Raw genomic sequence first — 17690 nt, 5'->3', positions numbered from 1 at the left:
TCGTGGCACCGACAGTGCGGATGGTAGTCGTCCGGCGCGCAAACAGCGAGAGAGGCCGGCATCGGGAAAGCGCGTTTCCGGCGCATGGCGGTCGTCAGGCGCCGCTGCCGGCCGATGGACATGCATCGTGTTCGGCGATCGACCGGCGGCCGCTGCAGGCCGTGCCGGCCCGCGGGCGACGGACGAAAAAAAGCCAGCCACGGCCGAAACCGATGACTGGCTTTCCAGTTCGGCGACAAGGCGTCGGAGACGCCATGCACGCCGGGTACGTCGTTTTTAGAACTTGTGACGCAGGCCGAGTGCGACCAGCTCTTGCGAGCTCTTGCCGGCGATACCGTACGAGCCGATCGACGCTTGTGCATCGCTGCCGTCCGCGTTCTTGCCGCTTGCGTGCTGGTACGCGCCAACCAGGTAGATGTCCGTGCGCTTCGACAGCGAGTAGTCCGCGCCGAGCGAAACCTGGTGGTACTTGCCGTTGTTGTCGCCGTTACCCTTCGTGTAGATGTAGCCGAGGCCCAGCAGCAGCGGTGCCGATGCCTGGTACGTCACGAATGCGCGACCGGTGTTGTACTTCTGGTTCGTGCCGAACGTCGAGTTGCCGTCCGCCTTGTACTGCGCGTTGCTGTAGCCGAGGCCGAACGTCACCGGGCCGAACGCGTACTGGCCGGCCACTTGCGCGATGCCGATCGACGTCGACGACGTGAACGCGTTGTTGATGAACGTCGTGCCCGTATCGCCGTCGAAGATTGCGTCCGACGAGCCGGCCCAGCCGCTACGCGTGCCGCTGGAGGTGAGCGCCGATGCGTTGTTTGCGTGGAAGTAGCCAGCAGCCACGCCGAGCGGGCCGTTGTTGTAGGCCGCAGCAGCTGCCCACGTCTGGCCCTTGCCCGTCGAACCGGCAACGCCGCCGAATGCGTACATTGCTTCGACTTGCAGGCCTGCCCAGACCGGCGACGTGTACTTCACTGCGTTGCTGACGCGCAGGCTGTTGTCGTTGTTGTCGACGTCGCCCGGCGTGGCGAACACGCTGCCGAAGTAGTTGTCAGCCGTGACTGCCTGAACCATGTCGACCAGCGGGTCATATTGACGACCCAGCGTGACCGTACCGTACTGGTTGCTTTGCAGGCCGACGAATGCCTGGCGACCGAACATGCGACCACCCTGGCCCAGTGCGCCCGATGCCGAGTTGAAGCCGTTTTCCAACTGGAAGATCGCCTTCAGGCCGCCACCGAGGTCCTCGGAACCCTTCAGGCCGAAACGGCTGCCTTGCAGGTTGCCGCTACCCATCGACCACGAATTGTTGCCTTGACCTGCGTTACCGTGAACATAGGTGATCGACGTGTCGATCACGCCGTACAGCGTCACGCTCGACTGGGCCTGAGCAGCGCCGGCGGCGCCCAGCAGGGCGAGCGAGAGGGTCGAGAGAGCAAGTTTCTTCATCGTTGAGTTTCTCCACGCAAGTGATTCATCGTTATTTGTTGCGGATTGGAGAATAGCTCAGTGCCATAGACGCAAGAAAGCTTAAAAAATAAAGTGTCTCGAAAAGGTAACAGCGTGAAAAAGTCCATATATATCAAGCACATCAACGACTGTTCCTGTTTTTGAAATAGTTGACAATTGCTGCGACGCGATTGTTTCAATAGTTGATGCGCATGGCAGCATCTCGCCTGTTTCGGCCCGTTGGCATACGAAAACAATGGCTGGCAAACGTTTGCGATTGCGGCGACGAATGCGCGGTCATGCAAAGAGCGCATCAACGCCACGCGAATGCGTGGCGGGCAGCGTGGTTGCAACGACGCGGGCAGGTGTGCGGGGTGTGCGGCGGTGCGGCGAAGGGGCGAGTCAGTCGTCGCGCAGGCGATCGGTGGGGCGATCGGTGGGGCGATCGGCTTGCGCGGAAGCGGCCGGTGCGGTGGTGCCGGCGAGCCGATGCGCGTTGCCGCGCGCCGCCGCGAATTCCGCGCCGAGCAGCAGCACGATCGCGGAGAAGTACAGCCACATCAGCAGGACCGCGAACGATCCGGCCGCGCCGAATGCGCTGGCCGTGCCCGCATGCGCGAGGTACAGCGCGAACAGCTTCTTGCCGCCGGAGAACAGGATCGCGGACACGATGCCGCCGATCGCGGCGTCGCGCCACGCGACGCGCGCATCGGGCAGGAACTTCATCAACGACGCGAACGCAGCCGCGAGCACCGCGATGCCGACGAAGAACTGCACGAGGTTCGTGACGATCACGTACGGCGAATTGCCCAGCAGCCAGGTGCCGACGAACGTGATCGCGGTGTCGAGCACGAGCGACACGATCAGCAGGAACGCGACGCCGAGCACGAGCCCGAACGAGATCAGCCGCACGCGCACGAGCCCGAGCATGCTCGACCAGCGGCTTTCGGTGGCCGGCCAGATCACGCTGAGCGCGGCGCTGAGCGACGCGAAGGTGGCCGACGCGCCGATCGCGAGCGCAGCGAACGAGATCAACGTGGCGAGGCCGCCGCGCTCGCCCGCGCGGTGCGCGTTCTGCACGATCGTCTGGATGCTGGCCGCCGCGTCGTCGCCGATCAGCTGGTGCGCCTGTTCGAACACCTGGCCGCGCGCGGCATCGTCGCCGTAGAACCAGCCCGCCACCGCGATCACCATCACGAGCATCGGCGCGAGCGAGAACGCAGAGAAAAATGCGATGCCCGCGGCCATCGCGGAGCAGCGGTCGGACGAGAAGCGCTTGAACGCGGTGAGGGCCCAGTTGGCCTGTTGTTGCGCAAGGCGGGTGGCTTCGGAGGTGATCTGTCGTTTCATGACGGTTCGGTTGCGCGCGGAACGCGGATCATCGTGGGTAATCAGACAATTCAGTATTGATCCGAGGATTCGAACATAGTTGCGCGAACTGTCTATAATTCCTTTCAGTTTCCCCACCCCCACAATAACGCCGAGACCGCCATGCTACAAATGTCCCGGCGCCAGTTCCTGAAGGTGACGGCTACGTCGCTTGCCGGATCGAGTCTAGCCCTGCTGGGCTTCTCTCCATCCGAAGCGCTCGCCGAAGTCCGACAGTACAAGCTGGCGCGCACAGTCGAAACGCGCAACACCTGTCCTTACTGTTCAGTGGGTTGCGGCATCTTGATGTACAGCCTCGGAGACGGCGCGAAGAATGCGCAGCCGAGCATCATCCACATCGAAGGCGATCCCGACCATCCCGTCAATCGCGGCACGCTGTGCCCGAAGGGCGCAAGCCTGATCGACTTCATCCACAGCCCGAGCCGCCTGACGCACCCCGAGTATCGTGCGCCCGGTTCGGACAAGTGGGAACCGATTTCGTGGAATGATGCGCTCGACCGCATCGCGAAGCTGATGAAGGCCGACCGCGACGCGAACTTCGTCGAGACGGCGGAAGACGGTGCGAAGGTCAACCGCTGGCTCACCACCGGCATGCTGGCCGCGTCGGCGGGCAGCAACGAGGTCGGCTACCTGACGCACAAGACTGTCCGCAGTCTCGGGATGCTCGCATTCGACAATCAGGCGCGTGTCTGACATGGCCCGACGGTGGCAGGTCTTGCCCCGACGTTTGGCCGTGGAGCGATGACGAACCATTGGGTCGACATCAAGAACGCGGACGTGATTCTCGTGATGGGCGGCAATGCAGCCGAGGCCCATCCGTGCGGTTTCAAGTGGGTGACGGAGGCGAAGGCGCACCGCAAGGCGCGGCTGATCGTCGTCGACCCGCGCTTTACGCGTACGGCCTCGGTGGCCGATTACTACGCGCCGATCCGCACCGGCACCGACATCGTCTTCCTGGGCGGCGTCATCAACTATCTGCTGACGAACGACAAGATCCAGCATGAGTACGTGAAGAACTACACGGACTTCTCGTTCATCGTGCGCGAGGATTTCGCGTTCAACGACGGCATCTATTCCGGCTACGACGCGGAGAAGCACGCGTACCCGGACAAATCGAGCTGGGACTACGAGCGCGGCGACGACGGCTTCGTGAAGGTCGACCCGACGCTGCAGCATCCGCGCTGCGTGTACAACCTGCTGAAGCAGCACTATGCGCGCTATACGCCGGACATGGTTCAGCAGACGTGCGGCACGCCGAAGGAGAAATTCCTGAAGGTGTGCGAGATGCTCGCGACCACCGCCGTTCCCGGCCGCGCCGGCACGGTGCTGTACGCGCTCGGCTGGACGCACCACTCGATCGGCGCGCAGATCATCCGCACCGGCGCGATGGTGCAATTGCTGCTCGGCAACATCGGCATCGCCGGCGGCGGGATGAACGCGCTGCGCGGCCACTCGAACATCCAGGGGTTGACCGACCTCGGGCTGATGTCGAACCTGCTGCCGGGCTACATGACGCTGCCGATGCAGTCCGAGCAGGATTTCGACGGCTACATCAAGAAGCGCGTGCAGCTGCCGCTGCGGCCGAACCAGTTGAGCTACTGGAAGAACTACAAGGCCTTCCACGTCAGCTTCATGAAGTCCTGGTGGGGCGACGCGGCGACCGCCGAGAACAACTGGGGCTACGACTACCTGCCGAAGCTGGACAAGCAGTACGACCTGCTGCAGGTGATCGAGCTGATGAATGCCGGCAAGATGAACGGCTACATCTGCCAGGGCTTCAACCCGCTGGCGGCGTCGCCGTCGAAGGTGAAGACGGCAGCCGGTCTCGCGAAGCTGAAGTGGCTCGTGATCATGGATCCGCTCGCGACCGAAACTTCCGAGTTCTGGAAGCATCACGGCGACTACAACGACGTCGATGCGTCGAAGATCCAGACCGAGGTGTTCCGTCTGCCGACCACGTGCTTTGCGGAGGAAAACGGTTCGCTCGTGAGTTCGAGCCGCGTGCTGCAATGGCACTGGAAGGGCGCGGAGCCGCCGGGCGAGGCGCGTAGCGACCTCGAGATCATGTCGGGGCTGTTCCTGCGCATGCGCACGATGTACCAGAAGGACGGCGGCAAGTATCCGGATCCGATCGTCAACCTGACGTGGCCGTATGCGAACCCGGAAAGCCCGACACCCGAAGAGCTCGCGATGGAGTTCAACGGGAAGGCGCTCGCCGATCTGCCCGATCCGAAGGATCCGGCCAAGACGCTCGTGAAGAAGGGCGAGCAGCTGGCCGCGTTCGCGCAGTTGAAGGACGACGGCACGACCGCGAGCGGCTGCTGGATTTTCTGCGGTGCATGGACGCAGGCCGGCAACCAGATGGGGCGGCGCGACAACTCCGACCCGACCGGCATCGGCCAGACGCTGAACTGGGCGTGGGCGTGGCCGGCGAACCGGCGGATCCTGTACAACCGCGCATCGTGCGACGTCGCCGGCAAGCCGTTCGACCCGACCCGCAAGCTGATCGGCTGGAACGGCAGCGCGTGGAAGGGGGCCGACGTTCCCGACTTCAAGGTGGACGAATCGCCCGAAAACGGGATGGGGCCGTTCATCATGAACCCGGAGGGCGTTGCGCGCTTCTTCGCCCGCGCGGGGATGAACGAAGGTCCGTTCCCCGAGCACTACGAGCCGTTCGAGACGCCGCTCGATGCGAACCCGCTGCACCCGAACAACCCGCAGGCGCTGAACAACCCGGCCGCCCGCGTGTTCCCGGACGACCGCGCGTCGTTCGGCAAGGTGGCGGACTTCCCGCACGTGGCGACGACGTACCGGCTGACCGAGCATTTCCACTACTGGACCAAGCATGCACGGCTGAACTCGATCATCCAGCCCGAGCAATTCGTCGAGATCGGCGAAGACCTCGCGAAGGAAGTCGGCGTCGCGCATGGCGAGCGCGTGAAGGTGTCGTCCAAGCGCGGCTACATCATCGCGGTCGCGCTCGTCACGAAGCGGATCAAGCCGCTGACGGTCGACGGCAAGAAGGTCCAGACGGTCGGCGTCCCGTTGCACTGGGGCTTCAAGGGTCTGACGAAGCCCGGCTATCTCGCCAATACCCTGACTCCGTCCGTGGGCGACGGCAACTCCTATACACCGGAATTCAAGTCGTTCCTGGTGAAGGTCGAAAAGGCGTAAGGGGGAAGAGATGGCATTGCAATCGCTGGATATCAAGCGCGTCTCGGCCACCACGACGCCACCGCCCACGGTGCGCGAACCGGTGACCGGGAGCGTCGCGAAGCTGATCGACGTATCGAAGTGCATCGGCTGCAAGGCATGCCAGACGGCATGCATGGAGTGGAACGACCTGCGCGACGAGGTCGGCACCAACGTCGGCGTGTACGACAACCCGGCCGACCTGACCGAGCATTCATGGACGGTCATGCGGTTCTCCGAATACGAGAACCCGGCGGGCGACCTCGAGTGGCTGATCCGCAAGGACGGCTGCATGCATTGCGAGGATCCGGGTTGCCTGAAGGCGTGTCCGTCGCCGGGCGCGATCGTGCAGTACAACAACGGGATCGTCGATTTCCACGAGGAGAACTGCATCGGTTGCGGCTATTGCGTGACCGGCTGCCCGTTCAACGTTCCGCGGATCTCGAAGAAGGATCATCGCGCGTACAAGTGCACGCTCTGTTCCGACCGCGTCGCGGTCGGCCAGGAACCGGCCTGCGTGAAGACCTGCCCGACGGGCGCGATCGTGTTCGGCACCAAGGAGGACATGAAGCAGCACGCGGCCGAGCGGATCGAGGACCTCAAGGAGCGCGGCTTCGAGCATGCGGGGCTGTACGACCCGCAGGGCGTCGGCGGCACGCACGTGATGTACGTGCTGCACCACGCGGACAAGCCGTCGCTGTACCACGGGCTGCCCGACAACCCGTCGATCAGCCCGATGGTGAAGCTGTGGAAGGGCATCGCGAAGCCGCTCGCGGTCGCCGGTATTGCGCTGACGGCGCTCGCCGGGTTCTTCCACTACGTCCGGGTCGGCCCGAACGAGGTGAGCGACGAAGAGGAATCGGCCGCGCGCGACGAGGCGCGACGCATCAAGGAGGACGCGAAATGAAACACGACGACCCCAACCTGATCGTCCGCTACTCGGCGAACGAGCGCACGAACCACTGGATCACCGCGATCACGTTCGTGCTGCTCGCGCTGTCCGGGCTCGCGCTGTTTCATCCGTCGATGTTCTGGCTGACCGCGCTGTTCGGCGGCGGCCAGTGGACGCGGATCCTGCATCCGTTCGTCGGCCTCGTGATGTTCGTGTCGTTCGCGATCCTGGTGGTGCGCTTCTGGCACCACAACGCGCTCGACGCGGACGACCGGCAGTGGCTCAAGCAGATCGGCGACGTGCTGACCAACCAGGAAGACAAGCTGCCGCCTGTCGGGCGCTATAACGCCGGGCAGAAGCTGCTATTCTTTACGCTGGTGGCGTGCCTGCTGCTGCTCCTGCTGTCGGGAGTCGTGATCTGGCGGCGCTACTTCTCGTTCTACTTCCCGATCGGGGTGATCCGCGCGGCCGCTGTCGTGCATGCCGTGGCGGCCTTCGTGCTGATCGCGAGCATCATCGTGCACATTTACGCGGCGTTGTGGGTGAAGGGCTCGATCGGCGCGATGGTGCGCGGCACCGTCACGCTGGGCTGGGCTCGCAAGCATCACCCGAAGTGGTTCCGTGAAAGCGTGAAGTAACGCACCGGAGCGGGGCGGCTCGCCGATCACGGCGGGCTGCGCCGATCCTTCGCCGGAACCGCCCGAAAGCGCCGATGCGTCGGCGCTTGTTTGGGGGCTGTTTGCGCATGGAACGCGCATGCGAATGCCCGAAATCGCTCGCCCCCCAAGGGGACTTCCTTACGGGGCGCAGGCAAGGAGTGAGGAGCGCCGTTTGGCCGAGCCAAACAAGCGACGAGCGACGCCGCCATGCGGGCGATTTCGGGCATTCCCGTGGACTATATTTTAAAATTTGGGGTTGCCACGAGAAGGGCCGCTCGCTGCGTTGCGCTCCTTGCGAATACGTCAGTATTCGCGGCGTCGCGCGCCTTGCGAGCGGCCCTTCTCGTGGCAACGCATGCGCGTTCCATGCGCAAACAGCCCCCTTGGAAGACATTTTTGTGACACAACGCATCCTCGAACCGACCGAGATCTCGACCCTCGATCATTCGGCCATCCCGCGCTTTCGCTTGCCGGAGCGCGCCACCGCGTTCTCGGCGCGCGCCGCGCGGCTGCGCAAGCTGGCCGACCTGAACCCGATCAGCGGCTACCTGCGGCTGATGGCCACCGTCGCCGATGCGCAGCACGCGACGCTGCAAACGCTCGAACTGCCGCTGCCGTCGAAGGAAGCGATCGCGCGTGCGCAGCAGCATTCGATGCCGCTCGTGCCGGCGCTCGACGGCGAGCGCGATCCGCGCTGGCGTGCCGTGCTGTACGAACTGCTCGACCGTGTCGACGGCGCCGGGCTCGTCAACCCGTCGCTCGCGAAGCTGCTCGACCGGCTGCGCCTGATGGCGCCCGCCGAACTCGACGCGCAGGCCGACGCGATCCTCGCGCTGCGCTTCGCGGAAGTCGACCCGGCCACCGCGCCGTTCCTGATGGCCGCGCTGCAGGTCGTCTGGACCGATCTCGCCAGCCGTGTTGCGCCGGCCGACGTCCCGTATCTCGACCAGCCGGGGCTGTGCCCCGTGTGCGGCACGCATCCGGTCGCGAGCGTCGTGCGGGTGGGCGGCCAGTACCAGGGCTACCGTTTCCTGCAATGCGGGCTGTGCACGACCGAGTGGCACATGGTGCGCACGAAGTGCTCGCACTGCGATTCGACGAAGGGCATCGCGTATCACGGGATCGAAGGCGGCAGCGAAGCCGTCAAGGCCGAGTCGTGCGACGAGTGCAAGACTTATCGCAAGATCGGCTATCAGGAGAAGGACTACGAGTTCGAACCGCTGGCGGACGATCTCGCGAGTCTCACGCTCGACCTGCTGATGAACGAGGCCGGTTATCAGCGCAGTTCGCCGAACCCGCTGCTGTGGCCGGATGTTTCGCGGGAAGCGGAGTGACGACACGGGGCCGGAGGCGGTGCGTGAGCGCCGGCTTCGGCCGACTGCGAAGCATGAGACTGGAGCCACCACGACGTGACCGAACCGGGTTTGAATGAACTGAATGCCGTGCTGGCACGCGTACCGTCGGTCGAGCGTGTGCTGTCGTCGGTGCCGCTGCAACCGCTGCTCGCCGACTACGGCCGCACGCGCGTGCTGAACGCGGTGCGCGCCGAGCTCGAACGCTGGCGTGCCGCCGCGCAGCATGATCCGGCGGCGGCCGAGCCGCTCGACGAGCCGCGCATCGCCGCGGCCGTCGCGCGCACGCTGGCCGCGCAGAGCGCCGGTGCGGTGCGCGTCGTGTTCAACCTGACCGGCACCGTGCTGCACACGAACCTCGGGCGCGCGCTGTTGCCCGACGACGCGGTGCGCGCGGTGGTCGACGCGCTCACGTGCCCCGTCAACCTCGAATTCGACCTCGCCACGGGCCGCCGCGGCGATCGCGACAGCCTGATCGACGATCTGCTGTGCGAACTGACGGGCGCCGAGGCGGCGACCGTCGTCAACAATAACGCGGCGGCCGTGCTGCTGACGCTGTCGGCGCTGGCGGCGAAGCAGGAAGTCGTCGTGTCGCGCGGCGAGCTGGTCGAGATCGGCGGCGCATTCCGCATTCCCGACATCATGAGCCGCGCCGGCGCAAAGCTGCGCGAAGTCGGCACGACCAACCGCACCCATCTGCACGACTACGCGGACGCGATCGGCCCGCGCACCGCGATGCTGATGAAGGTGCACTGCAGCAATTACGCGATCAGCGGCTTCACGAAGGAAACGACGCTCGCCGAACTCGCGCCGCTCGCGCGCGAGCACGGGCTGCCGGTTGCCGTCGACCTCGGCAGCGGCATGCTCGCCGACCTGTCTCAATGGGGCCTGCCGCACGAGACGACCGTGCAGGAAACCGTCGCCGCAGGCGCAAACGTTGTCACGTTCAGCGGCGACAAGCTGCTCGGCGGGCCGCAGGCCGGCCTGATCGTCGGCGATCGCGCGCTGATCGCGAAGATCAAGAAACATCCGCTCAAGCGCGCGCTGCGCGTCGGCAAGCTGACGCTCGCCGCACTTGAGCCCGTGCTGCGCCTCTACCAGTCACCCGAATTCCTGCGCGACCGGCTCACGACGCTGCGCCTGCTGACGCGCCCGCAGCGCGAGATCGCCGAGGCCGCCGAACGCGTGCGTCCGGCGCTGCAGGCCGCGCTCGGCAGCGGTTTCGACGTGACGGTCGAGCCGATGTTCAGCCAGATCGGCAGCGGCGCGCTGCCGGTCGACCACTTGCCGAGCGCCGGCCTCGTCGTACGCACGGCGGACGGCAAGCGCGGCGGCCGTTCGCTGGCGCAACTCGAGAAACGGCTGCGCGAATGGCCGCGCCCGGTGATCGGCCGCGTGGCCGACAACGCGCTGCGGCTCGACCTGCGCTGCCTCGAAGCCGCCGACGAGGCGGCGTTCGTCGCGCAATGCGTGGCGCTGGCGGGGGCCGCTGCATGATCGTCGGTACTGCCGGACACATCGACCACGGCAAGACGACGCTGGCGCGTGCGCTGACGGGCGTCGATACCGATCGCCTGAAGGAAGAGAAGGCGCGCGGTATCTCGATCGAACTCGGTTACGCGTATACGCCGCTCGACAACGGCGACGTGCTCGGCCTGATCGACGTGCCGGGCCACGAGAAGCTGATTCATACGATGGCGGCCGGCGCGTGCGGGATCGACTTCGCGCTGCTCGTGATTGCCGCCGATGACGGCGTGATGCCGCAGACGCGCGAGCATCTCGCGATCCTGCAACTGCTCGGCGTCACGCATGGCGCCGTTGCGCTGACGAAGTGCGATCGCGTCGACGCCGCGCGCGTGGCCGAGGTGCGCGACGAAATCGCCGCGTGGCTGAACGACTCGACGCTCGCCGGCGTGCCGATCTTCGAAACGCGCGCGACCGCCGCGGACGACCCGGGCGTCGCCGCGTTGAAGCGTTACCTGGCCGATGCGGCGATCGCGTGGCGTGCCCGCCGCGACGACGGGCTGTTCCGGCTCGCGGTCGATCGCGTGTTTACGCTCGCGGGGCAGGGTACCGTCGTGACGGGTACCGCGTTCGCGGGGCGTGTCGCGACCGGCGATACGCTCACGATCGTGCGTAGCGGCGGCGCGGCCCGCGTGCGCAGCATCCATGCGCAGAACCGGCCGGTCGAGGCCGGCCGCGCGGGCGAGCGTTGCGCACTGAATCTCGCCGGCGTCGACAAGGCCGATGTCGAGCGTGGCGACACCGTCGCCGATGCGCGGCTCGTCGCGACGTCACCGCGTCTCGACGTCGAACTGACGCTGCTCGCGGATGCGGGGCTCACGCTGACGCACTGGGCGCCGCTGCACGTGCATCTCGGCACGCTGCATCGCGTCGCGCATGTCGCGCTGCTCGACGGCGACACGCTCGCGGCCGGCCAGCGGATGCGCGTGCAACTGGTATTCGATGAGCCGGTGTTTGCGCTGCCGGGCGACCGGTTCATCGTCCGCAATCCGCAGGCGACGCGCACGGTCGGCGGCGGTCGCGTGCTCGACCCGTTCGGGCCGGCGCGCAAGCGTCGTACGCCCCAGCGCCGCGCGTGGCTCGACGCGCTGGCCGAATGGCTCGACGAAGGACGTCTCGATGCGCTGCTCGCGCAGGCGCCGCTCGGCATCCCGCGCGCGATGCTCACGCATCTGACGGGTTTTGCGCCGAACGCGCTGACGTTGCCGGACGACGCGCTGGCGATCGGGCAGCGCGACGCCGCGTCGAACGACGGTGCGGTGATTGCGCATGCGCACTGGCGTGCATTGCAGACCCGGGCGATCGATACGCTGCGCGCGTATCACGAGCGCATGCCCGACGAGCAGGGGCTCGACGCCGCACGGCTGCGGCGGATGGCCGCGCCGCTCGCCGGCGATACGCTGTGGCGCGCATGCGTCGATGCGCTGGTGGCCGGCGGCGAAGTCGCGCGAAGCGGGCCGTGGCTGCATCTGCCGTCGCATTCGGTGAGCCTCGAACCGCGCGAGGAAGCGCTGGCGCAGCAACTGCTGCCGCGGCTGGAGGCGGGGCGCTTCGATCCGCCGTGGGTGCGGGACCTGGCCCGCGACACGGGCGCGGCCGAGGATGCGGTGCGGACCTTGCTGCGCAAGCTCGCGCGGCGCGGTGACGTGCACCAGGTCGTGCGCGACCTGTTCTATCACGCGGACGTCGTGCGGGAGCTTGCGCAACTGGTCGCGCATCTCGCGCCGTCGCGCGGCGGCGGGCTCGATGCCGCGACGTTCCGTGACGCGACGGGGCTCGGCCGCAAGCGCGCGATCCAGATTCTCGAGTTCTTCGATCGGGTTGGGTATACTCGCTTCCACCGCGATCTTCACTTCCTGCGGCCTGACAGCGGTTGGGCGGGTAATCAGGCGTAGGCGCTCGTCGTTTCTTTGGTTCTTTTCCCCACGGAAGGCATTCGTATCCGGTGGTACGGCCGGGCTTCAAACCCGGTTGGGGGTGTCAGACACTCCCGGGTCGGTTCGACTCCGGCTGCCTTCCGCCAGTTGCCATGCCCGACGCGGAGTAAAATGGCGCGCATTGGTCGATTTTGGTGATTTCATGGATTCGTCCGTATCGCTTCTACTGGAAGCCGTCGATGCCGACAAGGCAAAGCTGGACGCAGCACGCCCGCTTCCGCCGCACACGCTGGCGTCATTGCGCGAAAAGCTGATGCTGGAGTGGACGTATCATTCGAACGCGATCGAAGGCAATACGCTGACCTTGCGGGAAACGAAGGTTGTGCTCGAAGGCATTACGGTCGGCGGAAAGTCGCTGCGCGAGCATTTCGAGGCCACCAATCATCGCGACGCGATTCTCTATGTCGAAGAAATCGTCGGCAAGCAGGAGACGCTGTCCGAGTGGCAGATCCGGAATATTCACGGGCTGGTATTGAAGGGGATCGACGACGGTGAGGCTGGCAGATATCGCCGGGAGAACGTCGTGATCGCAGGCGCCAGCACGACGCCACCGGATTTCCTGCATTTGCCAGCTGAAATGGCCGCGCTCATCGATTGGGATACGCACGCAGGAACAATGCACCCCGTGGCACGGGCCGCCCAACTGCATACGCGGTTCGTGAAGATCCATCCGTTTGTCGACGGCAATGGTAGAACGGGGCGGTTGCTGCTGAATTTCGAACTGATGAAATCTGGCTATCCGCCTGCGGTCATTCGCAAGGAAGATCGGCTGACTTACTACGATACGCTGGACGACGCGTGCACGACTGGTGATTACAGCGGCATTACGCGTCTGGTGGCCGAGTCTGTTCAGCGCTCGCTCGATGCCTACCTCGGTGTGCTTGGATTGCGCAAGTAAGGACGGCATCCGGAACGCTAGTCAAGGCAGCCTGATCGCTGGGGCGTCCTGCCTCGGCCGGTGGCCGGGACGCCGGCAACAAACGTCCGCCTGCTGTTCCTTTCTCCGGGAACGGTAGTCGTATCCGGTGGTACGGCCGGGCTTCAAACCCGGTTGGGGGTGTCAGACACTCCCGGGTCGGTTCGACTCCGGCTGCCTTCCGCCACAGCAGTTTTCCGCGATGTGTGCGCTCCGGGTGGTGTGCCGCGTATCGCTCGGCCGACGTGGTCGATTCGTGCGCCAGCACGCGACCTGCCATGTCGAAGTCAATTCCTCCGTCGATCCTTTTCGACACGGCGCGATGCCGCCGGTCGTGACAGGGACATCCTTCCCTCCCGAGTAGCAGGTGCGAAATTCTTCAAATTCGTATTCCGAAGTAAAAGGGCGGCGTGAACTGCCGTGGGTCTGGTTCGGACAGCAGGATTTCAGCGATTACATAATAAAGGGGGCTTGATTGTGCATTGCAGAAATTTTCCGGTTTACATCAACTTGATCGATGATCCGCGCGCCGAATCGGAATGCCTGAATAAATGAATAAGTGAATTAACGTGGCGATTAAAACGCTGGCGCGATTGTGTGATTTCCAGAAATTATCAATCTGATTGCTGAGCGTATTTCGATTGGGAATGTTTTGTGACATCGGCTTTACAAATCCGATGCATCATCCGGCTGGACGGCAGTCTGGCGGCGCGTGAACCCCGATGCACCGCGTGCAGCGAGATTTTCGACCACCTGGATTTTTCCCTCGAAATCTGTCGAAAATGTAAGGCGATTACAAACCGAAATCGTGGGCTGATTATTCCAGTTGCTGTGCGTGACTTTATTTGGCAGGATTTTCATCTGGTTGCTTGGTTCAAAAACAACAAAGCGGTCGACAATTCAATTAACCGAAATGACACGCTTCCGGAAGAGCAACGGTTTGAAAGACGGATGACAAAAACAGGTGGCGAGGCGGCGAACAGGCGACATTGTTCGCAATTGGTGAATCAATCGCTTGCCCGGCAGTGTCGATGCGTCACTGCATCGATCCGGGCGAATCCGACGCGGGGCGGTCATGGCGATACTCAAGAACGGTTCTTCCGGAGAAGCGTGCCTGCTTCGCGCATATCACGTGTTCGGTCGCGATGCCGCGCGCTGCGACACGGTCATCCGGGATGCGTCGGTGTCCCGCGTCCATGCCCATATCCGCTGGAGCGGCGGGCAGTGGGAACTCCACGATCACAGCAGCAACGGCACGTTGGTTTCGGGCGTTCCGTTGCGCGACGGCGAGCATGCGGTGTTGCAACCCGGCGACGTGATCCGGTTCGGCCGGGCCGGTCTCGCACCCTGGCATGTCGATGCGCTCGACGATCCGGCCGATACGCTGTGGCCGATACGAGGCGCGGCGCCGCCGATCGTGCTCGCGCCGAGCCAGATCCTGCCGGCCCGCGCCGCACGGCCGGTCACGATCGTCCGGTCGGCGGCCGGCGAATGGCTGTGCGACGACGCGCTTCCGCCTCGCACGCTCCACGACGGCGACGAAGTGTCGACCGGCGACTTCACGTGGCGCGTGGCGCTCGTGAGCAGAGGCTCGACGATGATGCTTGCCGTGCCCGCCGACCCGGTCGCGCCGGCGCAACTGCTCGAATTCTTCGTCAGCCGTAACGAAGAGCACGTGCGCATGCTGCTGCACGTTCGCGGCGGCGTGGTCGACCTCGGCGAGCGGGCCCATCACTACAGCCTCGTCACGCTCGCGCGCGCACGCTCGGCCGACATGCAGGCCGGTTACGACGCCGCCTCGCAGGGCTGGATCGACCTCGAGCGGCTGGCGCACATGCTCGGCATCGATCCATCCCATGTCAACGTGCAGATCCACCGCGCCCGGAGCCAGTTCGCGGCGCTGCCGGGGCTCGACGCGAGCCAGCTCGTCGAGCGCCGGCGCGGCAGCGTCCGCTTCGGCGATTGGCCGTTCCGCGTGATGCGCGGCGAGCATCTCGAATGCCAGTCGGTGCCGGGCGTCGAGCTGCGGATCGGCGCGCATCGTCCGGTGCCGGGCCAGGTCGTCCATTACTCGTGAACGCGGACGAGCCGGCCGTGATGCCGACCGTGTCCCGCGCCCCCGTCGTGCCGGGAATGCCTGAATCGTGGCAGCCCGCCGCGCCTTTCGCGGCGCTTGCCGGCAAGTGGCATTACCGGCTCGGCGCGCTGCTCGGCGAAGGCGGCAACGGCGTAGTGTTTCGCGCGACCTGCGGCGAAACGGGGCAAGCGGTCGCGATCAAGCTGATGCGCGACGACGCCGGGCGGACGGCGGCGGAGCGCGCGCGCCAGCGTGCGCGCTTTCGGCGCGAGACGAGCCTGTGCGAAGCGCTGCGGCACCCGAACATCGTGGCGCTGCTGGACCAGGGGGAAGCGCCGGACGGGCGGCTGTTCGCGGTATTCGAGCTGGTGCAGGGCCGGACCCTGCGCGACCGGCTCGCGGCGGAAGGGCCGCTGTCGGCGGTCGATACGGGGCGGCTGATGACGGAGGTGCTCGACGCGCTCGCGGCCGCGCATCGGTGCGGCATCGTGCATCGGGATCTGAAGCCGCAGAACATCGTGATCGCGATGGCCGATGACGGCCCGCACGCGAAGCTCCTCGATTTCGGCATCGGCGCGCTGTTGCCCGGCACGCAAGACATCGCGCGCCAGACCGCGACGCTGGAAACCGAGGTGCTCGGCTCCCCGTCGTATTGCGCGCCGGAGCAATTGCGCAACGAGTCGCCCACGCCGCGCAGCGACCTGTATGCGTGGGGCCTGGTCGTGATCGAATGCCTGACGGGCGACGTCGTGATGCACGGTGCAAGCGTGGCCGACATTCTCTATCAGCAGCTCAGTCCGGTGGATGTCGCGCTCCCGCCTTCGATCGCGTCGCATCCGCTCGGTTCGGTATTGCGGCGCGCGCTGAACAAGAATCCGGAGCAACGCGCCGCGTCGGCCGACGAACTCGCGGCGCAGTTCCGCGCGCTCAACTTCGCGGCGCTCGTCGGCCGGTTCGAGGCCAGCCGGGCAAGCGCGCGGGTGCATCAGCACCCGTTCGCACCGCGCAGCGAGACGATCGAAGCGGCCGACGAGTACCGGCAGGTCACCACGCTGTGCTGCTGCGTGACGATCGCCGGGGAGGGCAGGCAACGCCATGCGGGGCCCGATCACGGCGATTTGCTCGACGGTTACGAGGAGCAATGGCTGACGAAGTGCGCCGACATCGCCGTCGGCTATGGCGCGCACGCCGGCGGACGGCTCGGCGACACGCTGTTGTTCCACTTCGGCTTGCAGGGCGACATCGACCGGCCCGAGCGCCGCGCGGCGCGCGCGGCGCTCGACATGGTACGGGTGGCCGAGCGCGCGCGGCTGCCGGTGCCGATGACTGCCGGCGGCATCGGCGGCGGCGAAGGCTGGCGCGTCGAAGTGGCCGCCGCGATTCACGTCGGGCAGGTGCTCGCGCACGCGTCGCACATGTCGGGCGTCTCGACGCCCGCCGCGGCGTCGCGATTGCTGAGGCTGGCCGGCCCCGGGCAGATCCTGATCAGCGACGATGCGCGGCTCGCGCTCGAACGGCATGCGGACCATCGGCCGACCGCGATGCGGTTGACGCGCGCCGGCCTCGTGCCGCAGCCGGTTCACGAATTGCTCGGCGAACGGCGCGCCGATACGCCGTTCGATGCGCTCGACAGCGGCATGCGGGCGCCGATGGTCGGACGTGCGCGCGAACTCGACGCGCTGTTGCGCGCATGGCAGGAGACGCTCGCACGGTATCGCCGCGCGATGCGCGGCGAGCCGGCACTGCACGGCGTGCCGCGGCTGGTCGTCGGCGACGCCGGCATCGGCAAGTCGCGCCTCGTGCACGAGCTGTGCGAGGCCGTGCGGGGCCAGGGCCACGCGTTCGCCCATTGCGGGTGCCTGCCCGAGCGCGAGAATCATGCGCTGTTTCCGATCCTGAGGTTCATTGGCGCGCACTGGCATATCGATGCCGACAGCCAGGCCGGCGGCGCGCTCGCGGCGATCGACGCGATGATCGCGCCGCTCGAATGCGATCATGCGGCGGCCCGCGCCGCGCTCGCGACCTGGCTGGGGGTGCCCTGCGATGTACAGGGGTTCCTGTGGTCGAGCGCGCGCGAACAGCACGCGCTGTTCGACGTCCTCGAGCAGCTGATCGTGTCGCTCGGCAACGGTGCGCCGGTGTTGCTCGTCGTCGAGGACGTCCAGTGGCTCGACCGCTCGACCGAGGATTTTCTTGCGCACCTGCAGCGTTCGCCGCGCGCCGCGGCGCTCGCCGTCGTGTTCACGTCGCGCCCCGCCAGGCTGGAGCGCTGGCGCGGCGCGACCGAACGCCTGGTGCTGCGCCGCCTGCCG

The 17690-nt window shown here is 66.0% G+C and carries 12 protein-coding genes and 2 tRNA genes; 11 read left to right on the top strand and 3 right to left on the bottom strand.

What is annotated here, in order from left to right; all coding sequences use genetic code 11:
* Window positions 1-276: 276 nt before the first annotated feature.
* A complete protein-coding gene (locus G3N61_RS20310) occupies window positions 277-1440 on the bottom strand; it encodes a porin (protein ID WP_043177552.1) in 1164 nt (387 codons plus the stop codon).
* A gap of 402 nt (window positions 1441-1842) precedes the next feature.
* Window positions 1843-2790, bottom strand: a complete 948-nt coding sequence (locus tag G3N61_RS20305) for a YihY/virulence factor BrkB family protein (RefSeq protein ID WP_089453332.1) — start codon at window positions 2788-2790, stop codon at window positions 1843-1845.
* Window positions 2791-2931: 141 nt separating this feature from the next.
* Between G3N61_RS20305 and fdnG the strand changes: the two genes are divergently transcribed.
* The 9 genes from fdnG to G3N61_RS20260 all read left to right on the top strand — a co-directional run bounded on the left by fdnG (window position 2932) and on the right by G3N61_RS20260 (window position 13488).
* On the top strand, window positions 2932-6003 hold the full coding sequence (gene fdnG, locus G3N61_RS20300; RefSeq protein WP_080741410.1) for a formate dehydrogenase-N subunit alpha: 3072 nt from the start codon (window positions 2932-2934) through the stop codon (window positions 6001-6003).
* A gap of 10 nt (window positions 6004-6013) precedes the next feature.
* On the top strand, window positions 6014-6928 hold the full coding sequence (fdxH, locus tag G3N61_RS20295; RefSeq protein WP_043177545.1) for a formate dehydrogenase subunit beta: 915 nt from the start codon (window positions 6014-6016) through the stop codon (window positions 6926-6928).
* Window positions 6925-7551: a formate dehydrogenase subunit gamma gene (locus tag G3N61_RS20290; protein ID WP_039370262.1), complete on the top strand. Its 627-nt coding sequence runs from the start codon at window positions 6925-6927 to the stop codon at window positions 7549-7551. Before fdxH ends, G3N61_RS20290 begins: the two co-directional genes overlap by 4 nt.
* A 419-nt stretch (window positions 7552-7970) precedes the next feature.
* Complete coding sequence (gene fdhE, locus G3N61_RS20285) at window positions 7971-8906, top strand: formate dehydrogenase accessory protein FdhE (protein WP_179258823.1); 936 nt, start codon at window positions 7971-7973, stop codon at window positions 8904-8906.
* Window positions 8907-8981: 75 nt separating this feature from the next.
* Window positions 8982-10421: an L-seryl-tRNA(Sec) selenium transferase gene (gene selA, locus G3N61_RS20280; RefSeq protein WP_205823421.1), complete on the top strand. Its 1440-nt coding sequence runs from the start codon at window positions 8982-8984 to the stop codon at window positions 10419-10421.
* On the top strand, window positions 10418-12343 hold the full coding sequence (selB, locus tag G3N61_RS20275; RefSeq protein ID WP_205823420.1) for a selenocysteine-specific translation elongation factor: 1926 nt from the start codon (window positions 10418-10420) through the stop codon (window positions 12341-12343). Before selA ends, selB begins: the two co-directional genes overlap by 4 nt.
* 32 nt (window positions 12344-12375) lie before the next feature.
* A tRNA-Sec gene (locus tag G3N61_RS20270) sits at window positions 12376-12471 on the top strand.
* Between the two features lie 56 nt (window positions 12472-12527).
* Complete coding sequence (locus G3N61_RS20265) at window positions 12528-13283, top strand: Fic family protein (protein ID WP_205823419.1); 756 nt, start codon at window positions 12528-12530, stop codon at window positions 13281-13283.
* 108 nt (window positions 13284-13391) lie between these two features.
* Window positions 13392-13488, top strand: a tRNA-Sec gene (locus tag G3N61_RS20260).
* A gap of 479 nt (window positions 13489-13967) precedes the next feature.
* Here G3N61_RS20260 and G3N61_RS20255 read toward each other — a convergent pair.
* Complete coding sequence (locus tag G3N61_RS20255; RefSeq protein ID WP_205823418.1) at window positions 13968-14162, bottom strand: hypothetical protein; 195 nt, start codon at window positions 14160-14162, stop codon at window positions 13968-13970.
* Window positions 14163-14376: 214 nt separating this feature from the next.
* On the opposite strand from G3N61_RS20255, the gene G3N61_RS20250 reads away from it, so the two are divergent.
* Together G3N61_RS20250 and G3N61_RS20245 are read left to right on the top strand one after the other, a co-directional pair.
* Entirely contained in the window at window positions 14377-15378 is a 1002-nt protein-coding gene (locus tag G3N61_RS20250) for an FHA domain-containing protein (protein WP_043179519.1), read from the top strand.
* Window positions 15375-17690, top strand: a 2316-nt coding sequence (locus G3N61_RS20245) for a TOMM system kinase/cyclase fusion protein (protein ID WP_205823417.1), incomplete at its 3' end; no start/stop codon positions are given. The genes G3N61_RS20250 and G3N61_RS20245, both read left to right, overlap by 4 nt.

It is taken from the genome of Burkholderia sp. Ac-20349 (assembly GCF_017104865.1).
Lineage (GTDB): Bacteria > Pseudomonadota > Gammaproteobacteria > Burkholderiales > Burkholderiaceae > Burkholderia > Burkholderia aenigmatica.
Note: the sequence above shows the minus strand (reverse complement) of the source record. Positions and strands in the feature narration are given on the sequence as shown.

What these genes read in the sequence shown, in the direction of transcription:
- G3N61_RS20310 (WP_043177552.1), bottom strand. Translation starts at nt 1,440, where the DNA reads ATGAAGAAACTTGCTCTCTCGACCCTCTCGCTCGCCCTGCTGGGCGCC.
- G3N61_RS20305 (WP_089453332.1), bottom strand. Translation starts at nt 2,790, where the DNA reads ATGAAACGACAGATCACCTCCGAAGCCACCCGCCTTGCGCAACAACAG.
- fdxH (WP_043177545.1), top strand. Translation starts at nt 6,014, where the DNA reads ATGGCATTGCAATCGCTGGATATCAAGCGCGTCTCGGCCACCACGACG.
- G3N61_RS20290 (WP_039370262.1), top strand. Translation starts at nt 6,925, where the DNA reads ATGAAACACGACGACCCCAACCTGATCGTCCGCTACTCGGCGAACGAG.
- selB (WP_205823420.1), top strand. Translation starts at nt 10,418, where the DNA reads ATGATCGTCGGTACTGCCGGACACATCGACCACGGCAAGACGACGCTG.
- G3N61_RS20265 (WP_205823419.1), top strand. Translation starts at nt 12,528, where the DNA reads ATGGATTCGTCCGTATCGCTTCTACTGGAAGCCGTCGATGCCGACAAG.
- G3N61_RS20255 (WP_205823418.1), bottom strand. Translation starts at nt 14,162, where the DNA reads ATGAAAATCCTGCCAAATAAAGTCACGCACAGCAACTGGAATAATCAG.
- G3N61_RS20250 (WP_043179519.1), top strand. Translation starts at nt 14,377, where the DNA reads ATGGCGATACTCAAGAACGGTTCTTCCGGAGAAGCGTGCCTGCTTCGC.